Raw genomic sequence first — 21,162 nt, 5'->3', positions numbered from 1 at the left:
GGAGCCCCCGGATATGACTAAGGCCAGGCGGAGGAATCGACCTCTAGCCTGGCCTTACGTCATTTGGAGCGGGCGACGGGAATCGAACCCGCGTAGCTAGTTTGGAAGACTAGTGCTCTACCATTGAGCTACGCCCGCACAGCATGCGCCGCAGGTCAGCGACCGCGGCACAGAATGCATCGTAGCGGGTCGACGGCCCGCAATGCACACCCCGTTCCCGTCCGCGTCGGCGCTCGCTAAATGCGGCCACCGCACTGTCTGCGGGCATGTACCCTACGTGTCGCACCGACGGGGTGTGGCGCAGCTTGGTAGCGCGTCCGCTTTGGGAGCGGAAGGCCGTGGGTTCAAATCCCGCCACCCCGACCACCGGCAGGGCCGCGCGGGATCGCCCGCACAAGATCACCTTTTGGGGCGTGTACCGCCTGCGGTTACTATGCAAGCTGCGTGCCCGTATGTCTGCAGTGCTACGTCTCTCAGGGGCCGCGGAATCCGCCCAGGGCTCCGCCCGGCCGGCAGCAGCACGCAGCAGCACGCAGTAGAACCCCCCAAGAAGTCAGCCACAAGGAGACCGAACCGTGAAGAGCGCCGTGGAGACCCTGAACCCGACCCGGGTTCGGCTCACTGTCGAGGTGCCCTTCGAGGAGCTCAAGGACAGCCTCGACGCGGCGTACAAGAAGATCAACCAGCAGGTCACGGTGAAGGGCTTCCGGAAGGGCAAGATCCCGGCGCGCGTCATCGACCAGCGGTTCGGTCGCGGCGCCGTGCTCGAAGAGGCCGTCAACGACGCGCTCCCGAAGTTCTACACCGAAGCGGTCAACGAGGCTGAGCTGAACGTCCTCGGCCAGCCCGAGGTCGACATCACCGAGCTGAAGGACGGCGAGACGCTGAACTTCACCGCCGAGGTCGACGTCCGCCCGACCATCGAGATCCCGGACTACTCCGGCATCGAGGTCGAGGTCGACGCCATCGAGGTCAGCGACGAGGACGTCGAGAAGGCCGTCTCCGACCTGCGCGAGCGTTTCGCCTCCACCTCCCCGGTCGAGCGCGCCGCCCAGGACGAGGACGTCGTCACCCTGGACCTCGAGGCCAAGGTCGACGGCGAGGTCCTGGAGGACGGTGTCGCCAGCGGCGTCTCGTACACCATCGGTTCCGGCGAGCTGCTCGACGGCATCGACGAGGCCGTGAAGGGCCTGGAGGCCGGTGGCGAGGCCACCTTCGCCTCCGAGCTCAAGGGCGGCTCCGCCGCCGGCAAGGAGGCCGAGGTCACCGTCAAGGTCACCCAGGTCGCCGCGCGCGAACTGCCCGAGCTGGACGACGAGTTCGCGCAGCTCGCCTCCGAGTTCGACACCCTCGACGAGCTCAAGGCGGACAGCCGCAAGCGCCTCGAGAACATGAAGCAGTACGACCAGGCCACGCAGGCCCAGGAGCGCGTCCTGGAGAAGCTGCTGGAGCTCGTCGAGGTGCCCGTCCCCGAGAAGCTGCTCGAGGACGAGATCAACACCCGTAAGCACAACCTCGAGCACCACCAGCTCGGCCAGATGGGCCTCGACCTCGCGAAGTACCTGGAGATCCAGGGCAAGACCGAGGAAGAGTTCGACGCCGAGACCAAGGAAGCCGCGGTCAAGGGCATCAAGACGCAGTTCGTCCTCGACGAGCTCGTCAACAAGGAGAAGCTGAACGTCAACCAGGAGGAGCTCACCGAGCACCTCATGCGTCGCGCGGCCTCCTCCGGCATGTCCCCCGACCAGTTCGCCCAGGCCGTCGTCGAGGGCGGCCAGGTCCCGATGCTCGTCGGCGAGGTCGCCCGCGGCAAGGCCCTCGCGGTCGTCGTCGAGGCCGCCACGGTCAAGGACACCAACGGCGAGATCGTCGACCTGGACGACGAGGAGGACGAGACGGCCGAGACCGTCGAGGCCACCGACGCCGCCGAGGAGACCACCGAGGCCTGATCGCCTCGACCTCAGCAGTAAGCCTTGACGGGCCCCCGGGGACTCCATGTCCCCGGGGGCCCGTCGGCTTACCCGGGGACGACGAGGGACACCGGGGCGCAGGGACGCCGGGGCGCCGGGGCCCCTGGAACCCCGGGAGCTTCCCGCCGAGGCCCCCCACAGGCCGCCCAGGGCCGCCAGGAACCCCGGGGACGTGTCGCGGAGGCCCCCACAGGCCGACCCGGGAGTGGCAGGAACCCCGGGAACGTCTCGCCGAGGCCCCCACAGGCCGACCCAGGGGCGCGAGGAACTGCGCGAGCAACCCCCACCGCCCCGCAGCCGCGTCCCGGCCACGGGCCCCCACCGGGTGCGGCCGTCCGAGGGCGCCCCCAACGCGCCCGAGCCGGCTGACGGAGGCCGCCCCGAGCCCTGGTGAACCCCCCACGGCGCATGCGCTCACAGCGAACAGTTCCCTCTGCGGGATTCCCCGGAGGGACCCGCGCGTTAGGGTCCATGAATACGAGGGCAGGGGAGTCTCCGGACGCCGTCGGGAGGCGGCGCGGAACCCGGGGTCCCAGGCCCTGCAGAAGACGTGAGACGGCCCGGCGCCGTCGCAAGACGAGCAGGTGGATACGTGACGAATCTGATGCCCACAGCTGCCGGCGACCCCATCGGTGGTGGCCTCGGCGACCAGGTCTACAACCGACTGCTCGGCGAGCGGATCATCTTCCTCGGCCAGGCGGTCGACGATGACATCGCCAACAAGATCACGGCGCAGCTGCTGCTCCTTGCCTCCGACCCGGACAAGGACATCTACCTCTACATCAACAGCCCCGGCGGCTCGATCACGGCCGGCATGGCGATCTACGACACCATGCAGTACATCAAGAACGACGTGGTGACGATCGCCATGGGCATGGCGGCCTCGATGGGCCAGTTCCTGCTCAGCGCCGGTACCCCCGGCAAGCGCTTCGCCCTGCCGAACGCCGAGATCCTGATCCACCAGCCCTCCGCGGGCCTCGCGGGCTCCGCGTCGGACATCAAGATCCACGCCGAGCGGCTGCTGCACACCAAGAAGCGGATGGCGGAGCTGACCTCCTTCCACACCGGTCAGACCGTCGAGCAGATCACGCGTGACTCGGACCGCGACCGCTGGTTCGACCCGATCGAGGCCAAGGAGTACGGCCTCATCGACGACATCATGCCCACCGCTGCCGGTATGCCGGGCGGCGGCGGCACCGGGGCGGCGTAAGCCCCTCCAGCGCCCCCGAGGGCGGCGCAGGGCCTCTTCCCGCCCCCGGGCGGCGCAGGGCGCCCGGCGCGCCCTCAGCCGACCGCTCAGCCCTTTTCAGGTTTTCCAGGAGACACAGTGAACGACTTCCCCGGCAGCGGCCTCTACGCCCGCACGCAGGCCGAGTACACCGGTCCTCGCGCGGAGTCCCGCTACGTCATCCCGCGCTTCGTCGAGCGCACCTCGCAGGGCGTGCGTGAGTACGACCCGTACGCGAAGCTGTTCGAGGAGCGCGTGATCTTCCTCGGCGTGCAGATCGACGACGCCTCCGCCAACGACGTCATGGCGCAGCTGCTGTGCCTGGAGTCGATGGACCCCGACCGTGACATCTCGGTCTACATCAACAGCCCCGGTGGCTCGTTCACGGCCCTCACGGCCATTTACGACACGATGCAGTTCGTGAAGCCGGACATCCAGACGGTCTGCATGGGCCAGGCCGCCTCGGCCGCCGCGATCCTGCTGGCCGCCGGTACGCCGGGCAAGCGCATGGCACTTCCGAACGCCCGTGTGCTGATCCACCAGCCCTACAGCGAGACCGGTCGCGGGCAGGTCTCGGACCTCGAGATCGCCGCGAACGAGATCCTCCGGATGCGCGGCCAGCTGGAAGACATGCTGGCCAAGCACTCCACCACGCCGATCGAGAAGATCCGCGAGGACATCGAGCGCGACAAGATCCTCACCGCTGAGGACGCGCTCGCGTACGGCCTGATCGACCAGATCATCTCCACCCGGAAGATGAACAACTCCGCTGTCGTCTGACGTACCGCTGTATCGTCGGCCGCTCGTCCGTCGCCGCTTGGCGCGGTTCACGACAAAGTGAACCGCGCCAAGGGGGGCCCGAACGAGGGGCTCGGCAAGGTACCGTCGGACATAAGGCAGCACCAGGAGCCGCTGGATCCAGGCGGCTCCCAGGCGAAGGGGAAGCACACCGTGGCACGCATCGGTGACGGCGGCGATCTGCTCAAGTGCTCGTTCTGCGGCAAGAGCCAGAAGCAGGTCAAGAAGCTCATCGCAGGCCCCGGTGTGTACATCTGCGACGAGTGCATCGACCTGTGCAACGAGATCATCGAGGAAGAACTCGCCGAGACGAGCGAGGTGCGCTGGGAGGAACTCCCCAAGCCCCGCGAGATCTACGAGTTCCTCGAGGGGTACGTGGTCGGTCAGGAGTCGGCCAAGAAGGCCCTCTCCGTCGCGGTGTACAACCACTACAAGCGGGTCCAGGCCGGTGAGAACAGCACGGGCCAGAACCGCGAGGACGCCATCGAGTTGGCGAAGTCCAACATCCTCCTGCTGGGCCCCACGGGCTCCGGCAAGACACTCCTCGCGCAGACCCTCGCGCGCATGCTGAACGTTCCGTTCGCCATCGCCGACGCGACGGCGCTGACGGAGGCGGGATACGTCGGCGAGGACGTCGAGAACATCCTGCTGAAGCTGATCCAGGCCGCCGACTACGACGTCAAGAAGGCCGAGACCGGGATCATCTACATCGACGAGATCGACAAGGTCGCCCGTAAGAGCGAAAACCCGTCGATCACGCGTGACGTGTCCGGTGAGGGCGTCCAGCAGGCCCTGCTCAAGATCCTCGAAGGCACCACGGCCTCGGTGCCGCCGCAGGGCGGACGCAAGCACCCGCACCAGGAGTTCATCCAGATCGACACGACGAACGTCCTGTTCATCGTGGGCGGCGCCTTCGCGGGCCTGGAGAAGCTCATCGAGTCCCGGGCCGGCGCGAAGGGCATCGGCTTCGGCGCGACGATCCGCTCGAAGCGCGAGCTGGAGTCCAAGGACCAGTTCGAGGCCGTCATGCCGGAGGACCTGGTCAAGTTCGGCATGATCCCCGAGTTCATCGGCCGTCTCCCGGTCATCACCTCGGTCCACAACCTGGACCGCGAGGCCCTTCTGCAGATCCTGGTCGAGCCGCGCAACGCGCTGGTGAAGCAGTACCAGCGCCTCTTCGAACTCGACGGTGTTGAGCTGGACTTCGAGCGTGAGGCCCTGGAGGCCATCGCCGACCAGGCCATCCTGCGCCAGACCGGCGCCCGCGGTCTGCGGGCCATCATGGAGGAAGTCCTCCAGGCCGTGATGTACGAAGTCCCGTCCCGCAAGGACGTGGCCCGCGTCGTCATCACCGCGGACGTGGTCCTGCGCAACGTCAACCCGACCCTGATCCCGAGGGACGCCCGCCGCGGCGGCCCCGGCGAGCAGAAGACGGCGTAAAGGCGCACCAGACACGAAGAGAGGGGCGCCCGGCGAACCATCGCCGGGCGCCCCTCTCTTGCTGCCTGCCGCTCTCCCGCTCCCGTGCGCCTCACCCGGAAGCAGGGTGAACGCCCGTGCGGGGCCCAGCCGACCGGCCGGGCCCCGCACGTCGATCCTGTCCGCGGACGGCGTCAGATCTTCTGACGGACGTCCTTGCGGAGCTTCGCGGCGATGTCGGCCGCGGCCTCGGGCGTGCTGCCCTTGCCTGCCATCATGCTCGCGAAGTCGATCGGCATCACGAAGCCCAGCGTGCTGTGGTCGCCCCAGATGCAGACGGGCATCGTGAACTCCTTCGGCCCGGCGGCACCCGTGCCGGTGGAGTCGTTCTTGACCTTGATCTCCTGGCACTTGAGGACGGCACCGTCGAGCGCGCTCGGCGTGTACGCCTTCGGGCTGCCGACGAGCTCGCCGTCCTTGGTGCCTTCCTTCTCCTGGTTCGTCTTCATGTCGGCGAACATGTTGTCGACGGCCTTCTCCGGGTCGTCGATGGTTCCCCAGACACCGCCGAAGGAGATCTGCTTCGCCGCCAGCGGGTTGCTCTTGTCGCCCGACTGGTAGGCCGCGTTGACGTCCTTGGGGTTCTTCACACCCCAGCCCTCGGCGTCCTTGAGGTCGTCCTTGGTCATGCCGCCGCTGCTGTCGCTGCTGTCGGTGGACTTCTTGTACTCGCCGCCGAGTACCGACGCCGGCGTCGTCAGCTTGTGCGGGCCGTCGTCGGCCACGTCGGAGCCGCCGCTGCTGCCGCCGAGCACGAGGTACGCGCCCACCGCGATGGCCGCGACCACGGCCACGCCGCCGATGATCAGGGCCGTCTTCTTCTTGCCGCCGGTCGGCTCGGGCGGCATCGGGACCGTGCCGTAGGGAGGCTGCTGCCCGTAGGCCGGCTGCTGGCCGTACGGGGGAGTCTGCGGCGGGACACCCGGAGCCTGCTGGGGGTAGCCGTAGCCCGGCTGCGCCGGAGGGGCCTGCTGGGGGTAGCCGTAACCGGGCTGGGGGGCCGGCGGCTGCTGGCCGTAGGGGCCCGGCTGGCCGCCCGGCTGTCCGTAGGGTCCGGGCTGCTGGGGCTGCCCGCCGTACGGGCCCGGCTGGTTGTAGCTCATTTCTGGGTTCCCCTCCAGATGCCTTATGTGTTCCTGACATCCTGACGCACAGGTCACGCCCCTTGGACCGCAGGGGGTGCACCGTTACGAACTAATCCCGTTTCGGGACACGGGCGTGACGCCCCTAAACTGATCCCGTGACCGAGAACGCTCATCAGCAGCCATCAGAGCCCAACACCGAACTGCCGACCCAGTACGCGCCGGCCGATGTAGAGGGGCCGCTGTACGAGCGCTGGGTAGAGCGTGGCTACTTCGAGGCGGACGCGAAGAGCGACAAGCCTCCGTTCACGGTGGTCATCCCGCCGCCGAACGTCACCGGCAGCCTGCACCTCGGCCACGCCTTCGAGCACACCCTCATCGACGCCCTCACGCGCCGCAAGCGCATGCAGGGCTTCGAGACGCTGTGGCAGCCCGGCATGGACCACGCGGGCATCGCCACCCAGAACGTCGTCGAGCGTGAGCTCGGCAAGGAGGGCAAGTCCCGGCACGACCTCGGCCGGGAGGCGTTCGTCGAGCGCGTCTGGCAGTGGAAGGCCGAGTCCGGCGGGCAGATCTCCGGGCAGATGCGTCGCCTCGGCGACGGCGTCGCCTGGTCGCGTGAGCGCTTCACCATGGACGAGGGCCTGTCCCAGTCCGTCCAGACCATCTTCAAGAAGCTCTACGACGACGAGCTGATCTACCGCGCCGAGCGCATCATCAACTGGTGCCCGCGCTGTCTGACCGCCATCTCCGACATCGAGGTCGAGTACCAGGACGACGACGGCGAGCTGGTCTCGATGAAGTACGGGGAGGGGGACGAGTCCATCGTCGTCGCCACCACCCGTGCCGAGACGATGCTCGGCGACACCGCGGTCGCCGTCCACCCGGGCGACGAGCGCTACAAGCACCTCGTCGGCAAGCTCATCAGGCTGCCGCTGACCGACCGTTCCATCCCGGTCGTCGCGGACGAGCACGTCGACCCCGAGTTCGGCACCGGCGCCGTCAAGGTGACGCCCGCTCACGACCCGAACGACTTCGAGATCGGGCAGCGCCACGGCCTGCCCAACATCGCCGTCATGGACGAGCACGCGGTCATCACGGTCCCCGGCCCCTTCCAGGGCCTGGACCGGCTCGAGGCCCGTTCCGCCATCGTCGGCGCCCTGCGCGCCGAAGGCCGGATCGTCGCCGAGAAGCGGCCCTACAGCCACTCCGTCGGACACTGCTCGCGCTGCAAGACCACCATCGAGCCGCGCCTGTCCATGCAGTGGTGGGTCAAGGTCGGCCCGCTGGCGAAGGCCGCGGGCGACGCCGTCCGCGACGGCCGGGTCAAGATCCACCCGCAGGAGATGGAGAAGCGGTACTTCGACTGGGTCGACAACCTCCACGACTGGTGCATCTCGCGGCAGTTGTGGTGGGGCCACCGGATCCCCGTCTGGTACGGGCCGAACGGCGAGATCGTCTGCGTCGGACCCGACGACGTGGCCCCGACGGGCGAGGGCTGGCACCAGGACACCGACGTCCTCGACACCTGGTTCTCCTCCGGCCTGTGGCCCTTCTCCACGCTCGGCTGGCCCGAACAGACCGAGAGCCTCGCGAAGTTCTACCCGAACTCCGTCCTGGTCACCGGCTACGACATCCTCTTCTTCTGGGTCGCCCGGATGATGATGTTCGGCCTGTACGCGATGGACGGCACCCCGCCGTTCCACACCATCGCCCTGCACGGCATGGTCCGCGACCAGTTCGGCAAGAAGATGTCCAAGTCCTTCGGGAACGCGGTCAACCCGCTGGACTGGATGGACAAGTACGGCAGTGACGCCCTGCGGTTCACCCTCGCGCGCGGCGCCAACCCGGGCGTCGACGTGCCGATCGGCGAGGACTGGGTCCAGGGCTCGCGCAACTTCGCCAACAAGATCTGGAACGCCACGCGCTTCGCGCTGATGAACGGCGCGACGGTCGAGGGCGAACTCCCGGCCGCCGAGGAGCTGTCGGCCACCGACCGCTGGATCCTGTCCCGGCTGAACGCCACGGTCGCCGAAGTCGACGCCCTGTACGAGGACTTCCAGTTCGCCAAGCTGTCGGACGCGCTGTTCCACTTCGCGTGGGACGAGGTCTTCGACTGGTACGTCGAGCTGTCCAAGACCACGTTCATGGCGGGCGGCGAGCCCGCGAAGGTCTCCGGCCGGGTCCTCGGCGAGGTCCTGGACGTCACGCTCCGCCTCCTCCACCCGATCGTCCCGTTCGTCACCGACACGCTCTGGACCACCCTCACGGGTGGCGAGTCCGTCGTCATCGCCGACTGGCCCCAGGACAGCGGGTTCCGCGACACCGCGGCCGAGCGGGAGATCGAGTCCCTCCAGTCGGTGATCACCGAGGTCCGCCGCTTCCGCAACGACCAGGGTCTCCAGCCCGGTCAGCGGGTCCCGGCCCGGCTGGTCCTCGACGGGACCGCGCTGGCCCCGCACGAGGCGGCCATCCGCCAGCTCCTGCGGCTCCAGCCGGAGGGCGAGGGCTTCTCGGCCACGGCGACCCTGCCGGTCGCGGGGGCCACGGTCGCGCTCGACCTGTCGGGCACGATCGACGTCGCCGCGGAGCGCAAGCGTCTCGCCAAGGACCTGGCCGCCGCCGAGAAGGAGAAGGCCCAGGCGAACGCCAAGCTCGGCAACGAGGCGTTCCTCGCCAAGGCGCCGGACAACGTCGTGGACAAGATCCGCGGGCGGCTCGCCAAGGCGGACGAGGACATCGCCCGTATCCAGACCCAGCTGGAGCGGCTGCCGCAGGCGTAACCTGCCCCGACGCAGCGGAAGGCCCCCGGAACCATTCAGTTCCGGGGGCCTTCCGCCGTACACGACAGACCCTCTTCGCCCCCTCCGCCCCTGCCCGTCCCGTCCCTGGGGGCTGCCGCCCCCAGACCCCCGCTTCGGCCTGGACGGCCTCGTCCTCAATCGCCGGACGGGCTGGAACTCCCCGGCGGGGAAAAGTTCAGCCCCTCCGGCGATTGAGGAGCGGGGTCCGGGGCGGCGCCCCGGGTACGGGACGGGCAGGGGCGGAGGGGGCGAAAAACCCCACGCGGCCCCACACGCCCCCACACCCCCGCCACCTCCGTAGACTGGCCCCGTGAGTGACCTCCCCCCGCACGACAGCAGCGCCTCCGACGAGCCGCAGGACCGTGACCCGCACGGCCTCTTCGACGAGATCGTGGCGAACGAGACCGAGCGCGACCCCGACCTCGCGGTGATCGAGGCCGGCAGCCGCACCCTGCGCACCCAGGGCGGCGGCGGTCCGCAGGCCGACGTACCCGCGCGGCCCACCGACCCCGAGGTCGACAAGGCACTGCGCGAGGTGGAGACCGAGCTCGCCACCCGCTGGGGCGAGACCAAGCTGGAGCCGTCCGTCAGCAGGATCGCCGCGCTGATGGACGTCCTCGGGGAACCGCAGCGCGCGTACCCCTCGATCCACATCACGGGCACCAACGGCAAGACCTCCACCGCCCGCATGATCGAGGCCCTGCTCGGCGCCTTCGACCTGCGCACCGGCCGCTACACCAGCCCCCACGTGCAGTCGATCACCGAGCGCATCAGCCTGGACGGGGCGCCGCTGCCCGCCGAGCGCTTCGTCGAGACGTACAACGACATCAAGCCCTACGTCGAGATGGTCGACGGGCAGCAGGAGTACCGGCTGTCCTTCTTCGAGGTGCTCACCGCCATGGCGTACGCCGCCTTCGCGGACGCGCCCGTGGACGTCGCCGTCGTCGAGGTCGGCATGGGCGGCAGCTGGGACGCCACGAACGTGATCGACGGGGACGTCGCCGTGGTGACCCCCATCGACCTCGACCACACCGACCGGCTCGGTGAGACGCACGCCGAGATCGCCGGCGAGAAGGCCGGCATCGTCAAGCAGGACGCCACCGTCATCCTCGCCCAGCAGCCGGTCGACGCGGCCCAGGTGCTGCTGAAGAAGGCCGTCGAGGTCGACGCGACGGTGGCCCGCGAGGGCCTCGAATTCGGCGTCGTGTCACGGCAGATCGCGGTCGGCGGGCAGCTCCTCACGCTGCGCGGCCTCGGCGGGGAGTACGAGGAGGTCTTCCTGCCGTTGCACGGCGCCTACCAGGCGCACAACGCCGCCGTGGCGCTCGCCGCGGTCGAGGCGTTCTTCGGCGTCGGCTCGGCGCACGCCCAGCGGCTCGACATCGACACCGTGCGCAAGGCGTTCGCCTCGGTCACCTCGCCCGGCCGCCTGGAGATCGTGCGCCGCTCGCCCACCGTGGTGCTCGACGCCGCGCACAACCCCGCGGGCGCCCGCGCCACCGCCGAGGCGGTGAGCGAGGTCTTCGACTTCAGCCGGCTGATCGGCGTCGTCGGCGCGAGCGGCGACAAGAACGTGCGGGGGGTGCTCGAGGCCTTCGAGCCGATCTTCGCGGAGGTCGTCGTCACCCAGAACTCCAGCCATCGCGCGATGGACGCGGACGAACTCGCCGGGATCGCCGTCGAGGTCTTCGGCGAGGACCGGGTGCAGGTCGAGCCGCGGCTCGACGACGCCCTGGAGGCCGCGATCACGCTCGCCGAGGAAGAGGGCGAGTACGCGGGCGGGGGAGTGCTGGTCACCGGATCCGTCATCACGGTCGGCGAGGCCCGACTGCTCCTGGGGAGGGGCTGACTCTCGTGCGTACGCTCTGTGCTTCCACGCTGATCGGCGAGTTCTTCGTCATCGGCTTCGCCGGGCTCGTCGCCATGAAGGACCCCGACCTGTCCACGGCCACGGTCTGGACGGTCTGCGGGGTCCTGATGGCGCTGAGCGTGCTGCTGTGCGGCATGATCACGCGGCCCGGCGGTGTCCAGCTCGGCTGGGCGCTGCAGATCCTGCTGATCGCCGGCGGGTTCTTCGTGCCCTCGATGTTCATCCTGGGCGCGGCCTTCGCCGCCCTGTGGTGGGCCTCGGTCCACTACGGCCGGAAGATCGACGAGGCCAAGGCCAGGTTCGCCGCCCAGGCCCGGACCGAGCCCGACGGCAACCCGGCCTAGCCGAAGGCACCCCGGCCTGACCGGCCGCGACCTGGCCGGCGGCGACCTTGCCGGCGGCGACCTGACCGGCCGCGACCTGGCCGGGTCGGTCGCAATCCGGCTCGACCGGAAGGCGGCCCGGCTCACCGGCCGGCGGGCCGGCTCAACCGGCGGCGGCCCGGCTCAACCGCCCGGCGGCCCGGCCGATGACGTCCGGTGGGGCTGAAAGCGCGCGGCGGCCCGGCCGGGTGGGGGCGTGAAAGCGCACGGCACCGGCGCGCGGAGGCGCGGGCCCGTACCACCTGACGCTGTGTGACAGCGACCAGGACACGCCCTGTAGCCTCGGTCATCCGCACCCGTGTGACCCGAAGGAGCTTTCCCGTGAGCCAGCGCACCCTCGTCCTTCTCAAGCCCGACGCCGTCCGTCGCGGCCTGACCGGCGAGATCATCAGCCGCATCGAGCGCAAGGCCGGCTGGCAGATCACCGCGCTGGAGCTGCGGACCCTGGACCAGGACACGCTCGAGCAGCACTACGGCGAGCACAAGGGCAAGCCCTTCTACGAGCCGCTGGTGGCGTTCATGGCATCCGGCCCGGTCGTGGCCCTGATCGTCGAGGGCGAGCGGGTCATCGAGGGCGTGCGCGCCCTGGCCGGCCCGACCGACCCGATCGCCGCCGCCCCCGGTTCCATCCGCGGCGACTTCGGCGTGATCGTGCGCGAGAACCTGATCCACGCCTCCGACTCCGAGGAGTCCGCCGAGCGCGAGGTGAAGATCTTCTTCCCCGGCCGCGCCTGAGCGTACGGACGACGGCACGGCGCCGCGACCGCGCGCACGGACGGTCACCGTCGGGCGTACGGACGGTCGTGTCCGAGGTCGCGGGCGGCCTCGGCGGGGCCGCCCGGACGATCTCCGAACGCGCCGCGCAGTACATTTTTTCAAAGAATTTTCTGAGACTGCGTCAGTGTGGTTGCGACAGTCTGACCTGGGACGGCCGTGAAAAATCCGGCCGTCCCGTGGCATATGCGCGCTGATCGGGGGAACGCGTGACCCCGATGGCCCGTCTCCACAAGCGAGTCGCTCCGCCATCTGCCGACAATGGCCAAGACCCTCGCGCAGTGTTCGTGCAGGCGCGTCTACGATGGAAGCGTTCACGTCGCTGCACCAACCTCGCGCCGTCCCTAAAAAGCCGTCAACGTTCGCTTTGGGAAGGCCAGACGAATCCTGATGGGGAACTCAATGTCGTTCATCGGCCGTGACATGGCTGTCGACCTCGGGACCGCCAACACGCTGGTGTACGTCAGGGGTCGAGGGATCGTTCTCAACGAGCCGTCCGTCGTCGCGATCAACACCAACACCGGCGGGATCCTCGCGGTGGGCGCGGAAGCCAAGAAGATGATCGGGCGGACGCCGGGCAACATCGTCGCCGTGCGCCCCCTGAAGGACGGCGTCATCGCCGACTTCGAGATCACCGAGCGCATGCTCCGCTACTTCATCCTGAAGATCCACAAGCGGCGTTATCTCGCCCGCCCCCGTGTCGTCGTCTGTGTGCCCTCCGGCATCACGGGCGTCGAGCGCCGTGCCGTCATCGAGGCGTCGTCCCAGGCCGGCGCCCGCCAGGTGCACATCATCGAGGAGCCCATGGCCGCGGCCATCGGCGCCGGCCTGCCGGTCCACGAGGCCACGGGCAACATGGTGGTGGACATCGGCGGCGGCACCACGGAGGTCGCGGTCATCTCGCTCGGCGGCATCGTGACCGCCCAGTCCATCCGCGTCGCGGGCGACGAGCTGGACAACGCGATCATCCAGCACATCAAGAAGGAGTACAGCCTCCTCCTCGGTGAGCGGACGGCCGAGCAGATCAAGATCACGATCGGCTCCGCGTACGACCTCGACACCGACGAACACACCGAGATCCGCGGCCGGGACCTGGTCTCCGGTCTGCCCAAGACCGTCGTCATCTCCGCCGCGGAGGTCCGCAAGGCGATCGAGGAGCCGGTCAACGCGATCGTCGACGCCGTGAAGACGACGCTCGACAAGTGCCCGCCCGAGCTCTCCGGCGACGTGATGGACCGGGGCATCGTCCTGACCGGCGGCGGAGCCCTGCTGCGCGGCCTGGACGAACGGCTGCGCCGCGAGACCGGCATGCCGATCCACATCGCCGAGGACCCGCTCGACAGCGTGGCGCTCGGCTCGGGCAAGTGTGTCGAGGAGTTCGAGGCGCTCCAGCAGGTTCTGGACGCCCAGCCCCGCAGATGACGTAACACTTCGATTCCGCCGTACGAGATCACCCCTTCTCGTGCGGCGGATCGTTGGTATGGAGGCATAAACTCCTGCGACATAGAGTCATAAACTCCTCCATAACAGCCACCCCGTCTCACCCCCCCACCCCAGCCTCATCGCACCGTGGGCATCCTTTTCGCCCAGGGCGCGCACCTGTTGACCCAATACGACGAGGAAGGCACGGCCGCCGCACGTGAGGGACACACGAGAGAGCCGGCTGCTCCTGGTGCTGCTGATCGCCATCGCGTTCGCACTGATCACGGTGGACATCCGCGGCGGGCAGGACTCACCGGTCGACGGTGCCCGCCAGGCCGCCGCGACGGTCTTCGGCCCGATCGAGAACGGGGTGGCCTCCGCGGTCGACCCCGTCGGCAACGCGATCTCCGCGGTCCGCGACTCGGGCGAACGGCACGACCGCATCGCCCAACTTGAGCACGACAACGCGGCCTTGAAGGCGAAGCTCGGCAGCGACGACCGCAACCGCAGCCGCCTCAAGCAGCTCGACAACATGATCAAGGTGGCGGGTGAGGGCCAGTACGGCATCAAGGGCGCCGAGGTGATCGCCATAGGGGCCGCCCAGGGCTTCTCCTGGACCGTCACCATCGACGTCGGCGCCAACGACGGCATCCAGCGCGACATGACCGTCCTGAACGGCGACGGACTGGTCGGCCGGGTCACCACCGTCGGCCCCGACACCGCGACCGTCCTCCTCGCCAACGACCCCGACTTCACCGTCGGCACCCGCATGGAGTCCACCGACGAACTCGGCTTCGCCTCCGGGCAGGGCGACCGCCCGCTGCGCGTCGAACTCCTCAACGCCAAGGCGAAGATCAAGAAGGGCGACCGGCTGGTCACCTTCGGCTCGCAGTCCGACAAGCCCTTCGTGCCCGGCGTCCCCGTCGGCGTCGTCTCCCGGGTCGACCCCTCCGGCGGCGACCTGACCCGCACGATCTACGTGACGCCGTTCGTCTCGTTCACCAAGCTCGACATCGTCGGTGTGGTCGTCGCGGCCCCCAAGAGCGACCCGCGCGACACCGTGCTGCCCCGCAAACCCAAACCGACGCCCACGCCGACCGTGACCGTGACGGTCACCCCCTCGGCGAGCGCCACCGACCTCGGCCAGCAGCAGTAATCAGGAGGAGCCGAATCCCATGCGTTTCAACCGGATGCTGCTCTCCGTCACCCTGGTGGTCGTCGCCCTGGTGATCCAGGTGAGCGTCCTCGCCCGTCTGCATCTCCCGGGCGCCGTACCCGACCTGGTGCTGCTGACCGTCCTCGCCCTCGCCCTGGTCTACGGCCATGTCGGCGGCGCGCTCATCGGCTTCGGCGCGGGTCTGCTCTCCGACCTCGCCCCGCCCGCCGACCACGCCGCCGGACGCTACGCCCTCGTGCTCTGCGTCGTCGGCTATCTCGCCGGCCTCGCCAAGCCGGAGAACGGCAGACTCAAGTCGGCCACCGGGCCCATGGTCGTGGTGGTCGCCGCGGCGATCGGCTCCACGGTGCTCTACGCGGGCGTCGGCGCCCTCGTCGGCGACACCGCCGCCCGTCATGTGGGGCTCAGCAGCCTGCTCATCACGGCCGCCCTCTACGACCTGCTGCTCGCGCCCTTCGTCGTGCCGGTGCTGATGGCACTGGCACGGCGGGCCGAGAACGATCCGCTCGCCGACGGAGGTTCGGCCTCCAAGGCGGCCGACGTCTCCTCTGGCTGGCTGTCCACCGGCACCGGCCTGCGCATCGGCAGCCAGCGCAGCGGACTGCGCGTGAAGGCGGCCAAGGCGCGGGTCGCCCGCGCCGGACGCATCAAGGGGGTCAAGCGGCTGTGACGGCAGCGACGCGACCCGTCCGCCGGCCGGCTCAAGCGTCCCGCGTGTCACGGGACTTGACCGGCCGCGGTGTCACCACGCACAGGTTCGCCGTGTACTCGTATGACTCGTACACACACTGAGAGGGGGAGGCAGCAGCAGTGACCAACATCCCGGAGACCGGCCGGACCCCACGGGTCCAGATCCGGCTCGTCGTCATCCAGATTCTCGTACTCTCCCTCCTCGGCACCCTCGGCGGACGCCTCTGGTTCCTCCAGATCCGCAACGGCAACGAGTACGCCAAGGAAGCCTCCGGCAACCACGTCCAGCAGGTCGTCCAGCCCGCCGTGCGCGGCTCGATCCTCGACGCGCGCGGCGTGCCGATCGCCGACAACGAGACCCGGCTCGTGGTCTCCGCCTCGCGCACCGACCTGATGAAGATGGCGGACGACGGCAAGGCCGTCCTCACCAAGCTCGCCGGCGTGCTCGGCCTCAAGCCCAAGGACGTCATCCAGAAGGTCCGCCTCTGCGACGCCAAGACGCCGCAGCCGTGCTGGAACGGCTCGCCGTACCAGCCGATCCCGATCACCGACAAGGCCACCGCGCGCCAGGCCCTGCAGATCCGCGAGCGCTCCGAGGACTTCCCCGGCATCACCGCCGAGCCGGAGGCCGTGCGCCGGTATGCGGCCCCCGGCAAGGCCAACACCGCGCAGGTGCTCGGCTACCTCTCGCCCGTCACCGACGACGAGATCACCAAGGCCAAGGACACCGACTCGCCCTACCTGCGCTCCGACCAGGTCGGCCGCTCCGGCCTGGAGCGCCAGTACGACAAGGCCCTGCGCGGCAAGGCCGGCGTCACCCGCTACGAGGTCGACAACCTCGGCCGGGTCATCGGCAAGGCCAAGAGCGACAAGGCCGAACCCGGCGCCAACCTCGTCACCAGCATCGACGCCCGCGTCCAGCGCGTCGCCGAGTACGAGCTGGACTACGCGATGAAGGTCGCCCGGACCCAGTTCGACAAGATCACCGGCGAGAACTACAAGGCCGACTCCGGCGCTGTCGTGGTCATGGAGGCCAAGACCGGCCGCGTGGTCGCCATGGCGTCCGCCCCGACGTACGACCCGAACGCCTGGGTCGGCGGCATCTCCGGCAAGGACTACACCGCGCTCACCGGCAAGAAGTCGAACTACCCGCTCCTGAACCGCGCCATACAGGGTCAGTCGGCGCCCGGATCGACGTTCAAGGTGATCTCCACCGCCGCCGCGGTCCAGGCCGGATACCCGTTCAACGGGCGCTACCCGTGCACCAGCTCGTACTCCGTCGGCAGTCAGGTCTTCAAGAACTTCGAGGGGGAGAGCTTCGGCCCGATCTCCCTCGGCCGGGCGCTTGAGGTCTCCTGCGACACCGTCTTCTACGGACTCGCCGACAACGAGTGGAAGAAGGACGGCGGCATCAACCCGAAGAAGAAGCCCAAGGACTTCTTCTACAAGACGGCCCACCAGTTCGGACTCGGCAAGACGACCGGCATCGACCTCCCGAACGAGGTCACCGGCCGCGTCCCGGACCGCGAGTGGAAGCAGAACTACTGGAAGGCCAACAAGGACGCCTGGTGCAAGAGCGGCAAGAAGGGCGGCACCTACGTCCAGCAGATCGAGTACGAGAACTGCCTCGAGGGCAACAAGATGCGCGAGGGCGACTCGATCAACTACTCCATCGGTCAGGGTGACACCCTCGTCACCCCGATCCAGGAAGCCGCCATCTACTCCGCGGTCTCCAACGGCGGCACCCTGTACGAGCCGACCATCGGCAAGGCGATCGTGAGCGCCGACGGCAAGACCGTCCAGGAGATCAAGCCGAAGACCAATGGCAGGCTGCCGGTCAGCAAGGCGACCCTCAAGGGCATGAACGAGGCCTTCGCGGGCGTCGTCACCCGCGGTACCGCCGCCTGGAAGTTCGGCGGCTGGCCGCAGGACAAGATCCCGCTGCACGCCAAGACCGGTACCGCCGAGGTCTACGGCAAGCAGACGACGTCCTGGCTCGCCACGTACTCCAAGGACTACTCGATCATCATGACGATCTCCCAGGCCGGTACGGGTTCGGGAGCGTCCGGTGAGGCCGTGCGCAAGATCTACAACGCGCTCTACGGCGTCTCCGCCGACGGCAGCATCGACAAGAAGAACGCCCTCCTGCCGACCCCGCAGAAGGGTCTGCCGAAGATCCAGACCGACGGCACGATCGCGTCCGGCCGTATCTCCAAGGACCCGGCCAAGGACCAGCAGGCCAGCCAGGCCCCCAAGGACACCGCCACGGACCCGGACCAGCCCGCCGGCACCACCGCCTCGCCCAACACCACCAACCGCGTCACCCGAAGGCGCACGGCCCGCCCGCAGAAGGGCCGGAGGAAGAGGATCCTGACATGACGAGGGCGGCGACCAAGGTGCTGAGGATCCTGACATGACCGGAGCCAACAACTTCTCCGTCTCCCGGTACGGACCCGAGCGCGCGGGCTGGACACGGCTGCTCGCCCGCGACTCGATCACCCGCAGGCTCGACTGGCCGATACTGCTGTCGGCCGTCGCGCTCTCGGCGATCGGTTCGGCCCTCGTCTACTCGGCGACCCGCAACCGCACCGAGATCAACCAGGGCGACCCGTACTTCTTCCTCGTCCGCCACGTGATGAACACCGGCATCGGCTTCGCCCTGATGATCGGCACGATCTGGCTCGGCCACCGCACCCTGCGCACGGCCGTCCCGATCCTGTACGGCATCTCGGTGTTCATGATCCTTCTGGTGCTGACCCCGCTCGGCGAGACGATCAACGGCCAGCGCAACTGGCTCGTCGCCGGCGGACTGTCGCTCCAGCCCGCCGAGTTCATCAAGATCACGATCATCCTGGGCATGGCGATGCTGCTGGCCACACGGGTGGACGCGGGCGACAAGCAGTACCCCGACCACCGCACGGTCGTCCAGGCACTGGGTCTCGCGGCCGTTCCCATGGCGATCGTGCTGCTCATGCCCGACCTCGGCACGATCATGGTCGCCGTCGTCATCGTGCTCGGCGTCCTGCTCTCCTCCGGCGCCTCCAACCGCTGGGTGTTCGGCCTCATCGGCGCGGGCGCCCTCGGCGCGGTCGCCGCCTGGCGCCTCCACGTCCTCGACGAGTACCAGATCAACCGCTTCGCGGCCTTCGCCAACCCCGACCTCGACCCGGCGGGCGTCGGCTACAACACCAACCAGGCCCGAATCGCCATCGGTTCCGGCGGCCTCTTCGGCACCGGCCTCGGCCACGGCTCGCAGACCACCGGCCAGTTCGTCCCCGAGCAGCAGACGGACTTCGTCTTCACCGTCGCCGGCGAGGAACTGGGCTTCGTGGGCGCGGGCCTGATCCTGCTGCTCCTCGGGATCATCCTCTGGCGCGCCTGCCGCATCGCCCGCGAGACGACCGAGCTGTACGGCACGATCGTCGCCGCCGGGATCATCGCCTGGTTCGCGTTCCAGTCCTTCGAGAACATCGGCATGACCCTCGGGATCATGCCGGTCGCCGGTCTGCCCCTCCCGTTCGTGTCCTACGGAGGGTCATCCATGTTCGCGGTCTGGGTCGCGATCGGCCTCCTGCAGTCGATCAGGGTGCAGCGCCCGATGTCGGCCTAGCGAGGGTCACGCCGCAGCCGCAGCCGCAGCCGCAGCCGCAGCCGCAGCCGCAGCCGCAGCCGCAGCCGCAGCCGCAGTGGCAGCTGCGGCGGCCCGTCGGCCGGACGCCGCGTGGCGCCTCGGAGAACACGAGGTGACACCCGGCCCAACGGGAAAAGACGCCCTCCGGCCGAGCCGGGGCCGATTGGGTACTGCCCTCAGCCCTCAAACGCGTCTAGATTCAGTTCATGGCGGACACGAAGCGCGAGATCGAGCGTAAGTACGAAGGTCCGGCTGCCGAGGGCGGCACAGAACTGCCCGACCTGACCGGCGTCCCGGGCGTCGCGGGCGTCGTCGACAAAGGGGTCGCCGAACTCGACGCCACCTACTACGACACCCCCGACCAGCGCCTGGCCGCCGCCTCCCTCACCCTGCGCCGTCGCACCGGCGGCGACGACGCCGGCTGGCACCTGAAACTCCCCGTCTCCGAGGGCGTGCGCGACGAGATCCGCGCCCCCCTCTCCGACACCGTGCCCCGCGCCATCGCCGGCCTCGTCCGCTCCCGCGTACGCGACACCGAACTCGTCCCGCTCGTACGCCTGCGCTCCGCCCGTGACGTCCGCCACCTCGTCGACGACTCCGGCGCCCTGCTCGCCGAGGTCAGCCTCGACCGCGTCCGCGCGGACCGGCTCGGCGGCGGCAAGGGCACCGCCGCCTGGACCGAGATCGAGGTGGAACTCGCCGACGACGGCGACCCCGCCTTCCTCGACAAGGTCGAGAAGAAGCTCCGCAAGGCCGGCCTGAGCCGCTCCGCCTCCGCCTCCAAACTGGCCAGAGCACTCGACACGACCGGCAAGCGCCCCAAGAAGCCCGCTCCCGAGAAGGCCCCGGTCACCGCGGGCGACCACGTCCTCGCCTACCTCCGCGCCCAGTACGACGCCATCGTCGAACTCGATCCCGCCGTGCGCCGCGACCTCCCCGACTCCGTGCACAGCCTGCGGGTCGCCACCCGCCGGATGCGCAGCACCTTCCGCTCGTACGGGAAGATCCTCGACCGCGCGGTCACCGACCCGATCGGCGTCGAGCTGAAATGGCTGGCCGGTGAGCTCGGCGTCGACCGCGACCAGGAGGTCCTCACCGAGCGGCTCACCGCATCCCTCGGCGAGCTGCCCCGCACCCTGGTCTCCGGACCTGTCCGCACCCGGCTGCGCACCTGGGCGCACGCCCGCCACGGCGGCTCCCGGCGCCGCCTGATCGCCGTCCTGGACGGCAAGCGGTACCTGGCCCTGCTGACCGACCTCGAAGCGCTAGTGACCGACCCGCCGCTGCTCAAGGCGGCCGGCGGCGACCCCGCGAAGGTCGTCGCCAAAGCCGTCCGCAAGGACTTCGGGAAGGTCTCCGACCTCGTCGGGCAGGCCCTCGACCGGCCACCGGGCGCCGACCGCGACCACGCGATGCACGAGGCCCGCAAGAAGGCCAAGCGCACGCGGTACGCCGCCGAGGCCGCGGCCCCGGCCCTGGGCGCACCGGCCGCCGGCCTGGTCAAGTCGATGAAGTCCCTGCAGAGCCTCCTCGGCGACCACCAGGACAGCGTGATGACCAGGGAGGCCCTGCGGGAACTGGCCGCCCTGGCCCACGCGGCGGGGGAGAGCTCGTTCACGTACGGGGTGCTGTACGGCCGCGAGGAACAGCGCGCCGCGGCGGCGGAGGCGGCCCTGCCGGGGGCCTGGGAGAAGATCGCGGCACAGACGGCGGTCTGAGGGGGCAGCGGGCGGTTCGTCGGGCGGTGCCGGAGTGCCCACCCGGTGGCCGGGTTCGTTCGGGGGTGCCGGGGGCGGCCGGTGGCCGGGTTCGTGAGGCGGCGCCGGGGGCCCGGGTGCCCGGGTTCGTTCGGCG

16 protein-coding genes and 2 tRNA genes are annotated in these 21,162 nt (G+C 69.5%); 15 read left to right on the top strand and 3 right to left on the bottom strand.

Features of this window, described 5'->3' with window-relative positions; all coding sequences use genetic code 11:
• Window positions 1-64: 64 nt before the first annotated feature.
• Window positions 65-138: transfer RNA gene (locus ACFYYF_RS27875), tRNA-Gly, on the bottom strand.
• 151 nt (window positions 139-289) lie between these two features.
• On the opposite strand from ACFYYF_RS27875, the gene ACFYYF_RS27870 reads away from it, so the two are divergent.
• The 5 genes from ACFYYF_RS27870 to clpX all read left to right on the top strand — a co-directional run bounded on the left by ACFYYF_RS27870 (window position 290) and on the right by clpX (window position 5,436).
• A tRNA-Pro gene (locus ACFYYF_RS27870) sits at window positions 290-366 on the top strand.
• A gap of 209 nt (window positions 367-575) precedes the next feature.
• Window positions 576-1,949, top strand: a complete 1,374-nt coding sequence (gene tig / locus ACFYYF_RS27865; protein ID WP_361693561.1) for a trigger factor — start codon at window positions 576-578, stop codon at window positions 1,947-1,949.
• A gap of 625 nt (window positions 1,950-2,574) precedes the next feature.
• Window positions 2,575-3,180, top strand: a complete 606-nt coding sequence (locus ACFYYF_RS27860; RefSeq protein ID WP_060897745.1) for an ATP-dependent Clp protease proteolytic subunit — start codon at window positions 2,575-2,577, stop codon at window positions 3,178-3,180.
• A 117-nt stretch (window positions 3,181-3,297) separates the two neighbouring features.
• Entirely contained in the window at window positions 3,298-3,978 is a 681-nt protein-coding gene (locus tag ACFYYF_RS27855) for an ATP-dependent Clp protease proteolytic subunit (RefSeq protein ID WP_037618822.1), read from the top strand.
• 171 nt (window positions 3,979-4,149) lie between these two features.
• Window positions 4,150-5,436, top strand: coding sequence for an ATP-dependent Clp protease ATP-binding subunit ClpX (gene clpX, locus ACFYYF_RS27850; protein ID WP_151471405.1), 1,287 nt, complete (start codon window positions 4,150-4,152; stop codon window positions 5,434-5,436).
• A 173-nt stretch (window positions 5,437-5,609) separates the two neighbouring features.
• Here clpX and ACFYYF_RS27845 read toward each other — a convergent pair whose 3' ends face one another.
• Window positions 5,610-6,578, bottom strand: a complete 969-nt coding sequence (locus ACFYYF_RS27845; protein ID WP_388780305.1) for a hypothetical protein — start codon at window positions 6,576-6,578, stop codon at window positions 5,610-5,612.
• Window positions 6,579-6,715: 137 nt separating this feature from the next.
• Here ACFYYF_RS27845 and ACFYYF_RS27840 point away from each other — a divergent pair, with 137 nt between their 5' ends.
• The 9 genes from ACFYYF_RS27840 to rodA all read left to right on the top strand — a co-directional run bounded on the left by ACFYYF_RS27840 (window position 6,716) and on the right by rodA (window position 19,287).
• Window positions 6,716-9,340 carry a valine--tRNA ligase gene (locus ACFYYF_RS27840; RefSeq protein WP_388780304.1) on the top strand — a complete coding sequence of 875 codons (2,625 nt, stop codon included), beginning with the start codon at window positions 6,716-6,718 and terminating at the stop codon, window positions 9,338-9,340.
• A gap of 331 nt (window positions 9,341-9,671) precedes the next feature.
• Window positions 9,672-11,210 carry a folylpolyglutamate synthase/dihydrofolate synthase family protein gene (locus ACFYYF_RS27835; protein WP_361694186.1) on the top strand — a complete coding sequence of 513 codons (1,539 nt, stop codon included), beginning with the start codon at window positions 9,672-9,674 and terminating at the stop codon, window positions 11,208-11,210.
• 5 nt (window positions 11,211-11,215) lie between these two features.
• A complete protein-coding gene (locus tag ACFYYF_RS27830; protein WP_361694188.1) occupies window positions 11,216-11,575 on the top strand; it encodes a DUF4233 domain-containing protein in 360 nt (119 codons plus the stop codon).
• Between the two features lie 360 nt (window positions 11,576-11,935).
• On the top strand, window positions 11,936-12,349 hold the full coding sequence (gene ndk / locus ACFYYF_RS27825) for a nucleoside-diphosphate kinase (RefSeq protein WP_108999420.1): 414 nt from the start codon (window positions 11,936-11,938) through the stop codon (window positions 12,347-12,349).
• 441 nt (window positions 12,350-12,790) lie between these two features.
• Window positions 12,791-13,810: a rod shape-determining protein gene (locus ACFYYF_RS27820; RefSeq protein ID WP_103551380.1), complete on the top strand. Its 1,020-nt coding sequence runs from the start codon at window positions 12,791-12,793 to the stop codon at window positions 13,808-13,810.
• A 217-nt stretch (window positions 13,811-14,027) separates the two neighbouring features.
• Complete coding sequence (gene mreC / locus ACFYYF_RS27815) at window positions 14,028-14,966, top strand: rod shape-determining protein MreC (protein WP_361694191.1); 939 nt, start codon at window positions 14,028-14,030, stop codon at window positions 14,964-14,966.
• A gap of 19 nt (window positions 14,967-14,985) precedes the next feature.
• Complete coding sequence (gene mreD, locus ACFYYF_RS27810) at window positions 14,986-15,657, top strand: rod shape-determining protein MreD (RefSeq protein ID WP_361694193.1); 672 nt, start codon at window positions 14,986-14,988, stop codon at window positions 15,655-15,657.
• A 140-nt stretch (window positions 15,658-15,797) separates the two neighbouring features.
• On the top strand, window positions 15,798-18,056 hold the full coding sequence (mrdA, locus tag ACFYYF_RS27805) for a penicillin-binding protein 2 (RefSeq protein ID WP_388780299.1): 2,259 nt from the start codon (window positions 15,798-15,800) through the stop codon (window positions 18,054-18,056).
• Between the two features lie 34 nt (window positions 18,057-18,090).
• Complete coding sequence (gene rodA / locus ACFYYF_RS27800) at window positions 18,091-19,287, top strand: rod shape-determining protein RodA (RefSeq protein WP_361694197.1); 1,197 nt, start codon at window positions 18,091-18,093, stop codon at window positions 19,285-19,287.
• Here rodA and ACFYYF_RS27795 read toward each other — a convergent pair.
• Entirely contained in the window at window positions 19,284-19,427 is a 144-nt protein-coding gene (locus ACFYYF_RS27795; RefSeq protein ID WP_388780296.1) for a hypothetical protein, read from the bottom strand. The genes rodA and ACFYYF_RS27795 overlap by 4 nt on opposite strands.
• Window positions 19,428-19,514: 87 nt before the next feature.
• On the opposite strand from ACFYYF_RS27795, the gene ACFYYF_RS27790 reads away from it, so the two are divergent.
• Complete coding sequence (locus ACFYYF_RS27790) at window positions 19,515-21,026, top strand: CHAD domain-containing protein (protein WP_388780294.1); 1,512 nt, start codon at window positions 19,515-19,517, stop codon at window positions 21,024-21,026.
• Window positions 21,027-21,162 lie beyond the last annotated feature (136 nt).

The sequence above is a fragment of the Streptomyces sp. NPDC001914 genome (genome assembly GCF_042891215.1).
Classification (GTDB): domain Bacteria; phylum Actinomycetota; class Actinomycetes; order Streptomycetales; family Streptomycetaceae; genus Streptomyces.
Note: the sequence above shows the minus strand (reverse complement) of the source record. Positions and strands in the feature narration are given on the sequence as shown.

Coding starts and splice junctions, on each gene's coding strand:
- ACFYYF_RS27860 (WP_060897745.1), top strand. CDS start 2,575: ATGCCCACAGCTGCCGGCGACCCCATCGGTGGTGGCCTCGGCGACCAG.
- ACFYYF_RS27845 (WP_388780305.1), bottom strand. CDS start 6,578: ATGAGCTACAACCAGCCGGGCCCGTACGGCGGGCAGCCCCAGCAGCCC.
- ACFYYF_RS27820 (WP_103551380.1), top strand. CDS start 12,791: ATGTCGTTCATCGGCCGTGACATGGCTGTCGACCTCGGGACCGCCAAC.
- mreD (WP_361694193.1), top strand. CDS start 14,986: ATGCGTTTCAACCGGATGCTGCTCTCCGTCACCCTGGTGGTCGTCGCC.
- rodA (WP_361694197.1), top strand. CDS start 18,091: ATGACCGGAGCCAACAACTTCTCCGTCTCCCGGTACGGACCCGAGCGC.
- ACFYYF_RS27790 (WP_388780294.1), top strand. CDS start 19,515: ATGGCGGACACGAAGCGCGAGATCGAGCGTAAGTACGAAGGTCCGGCT.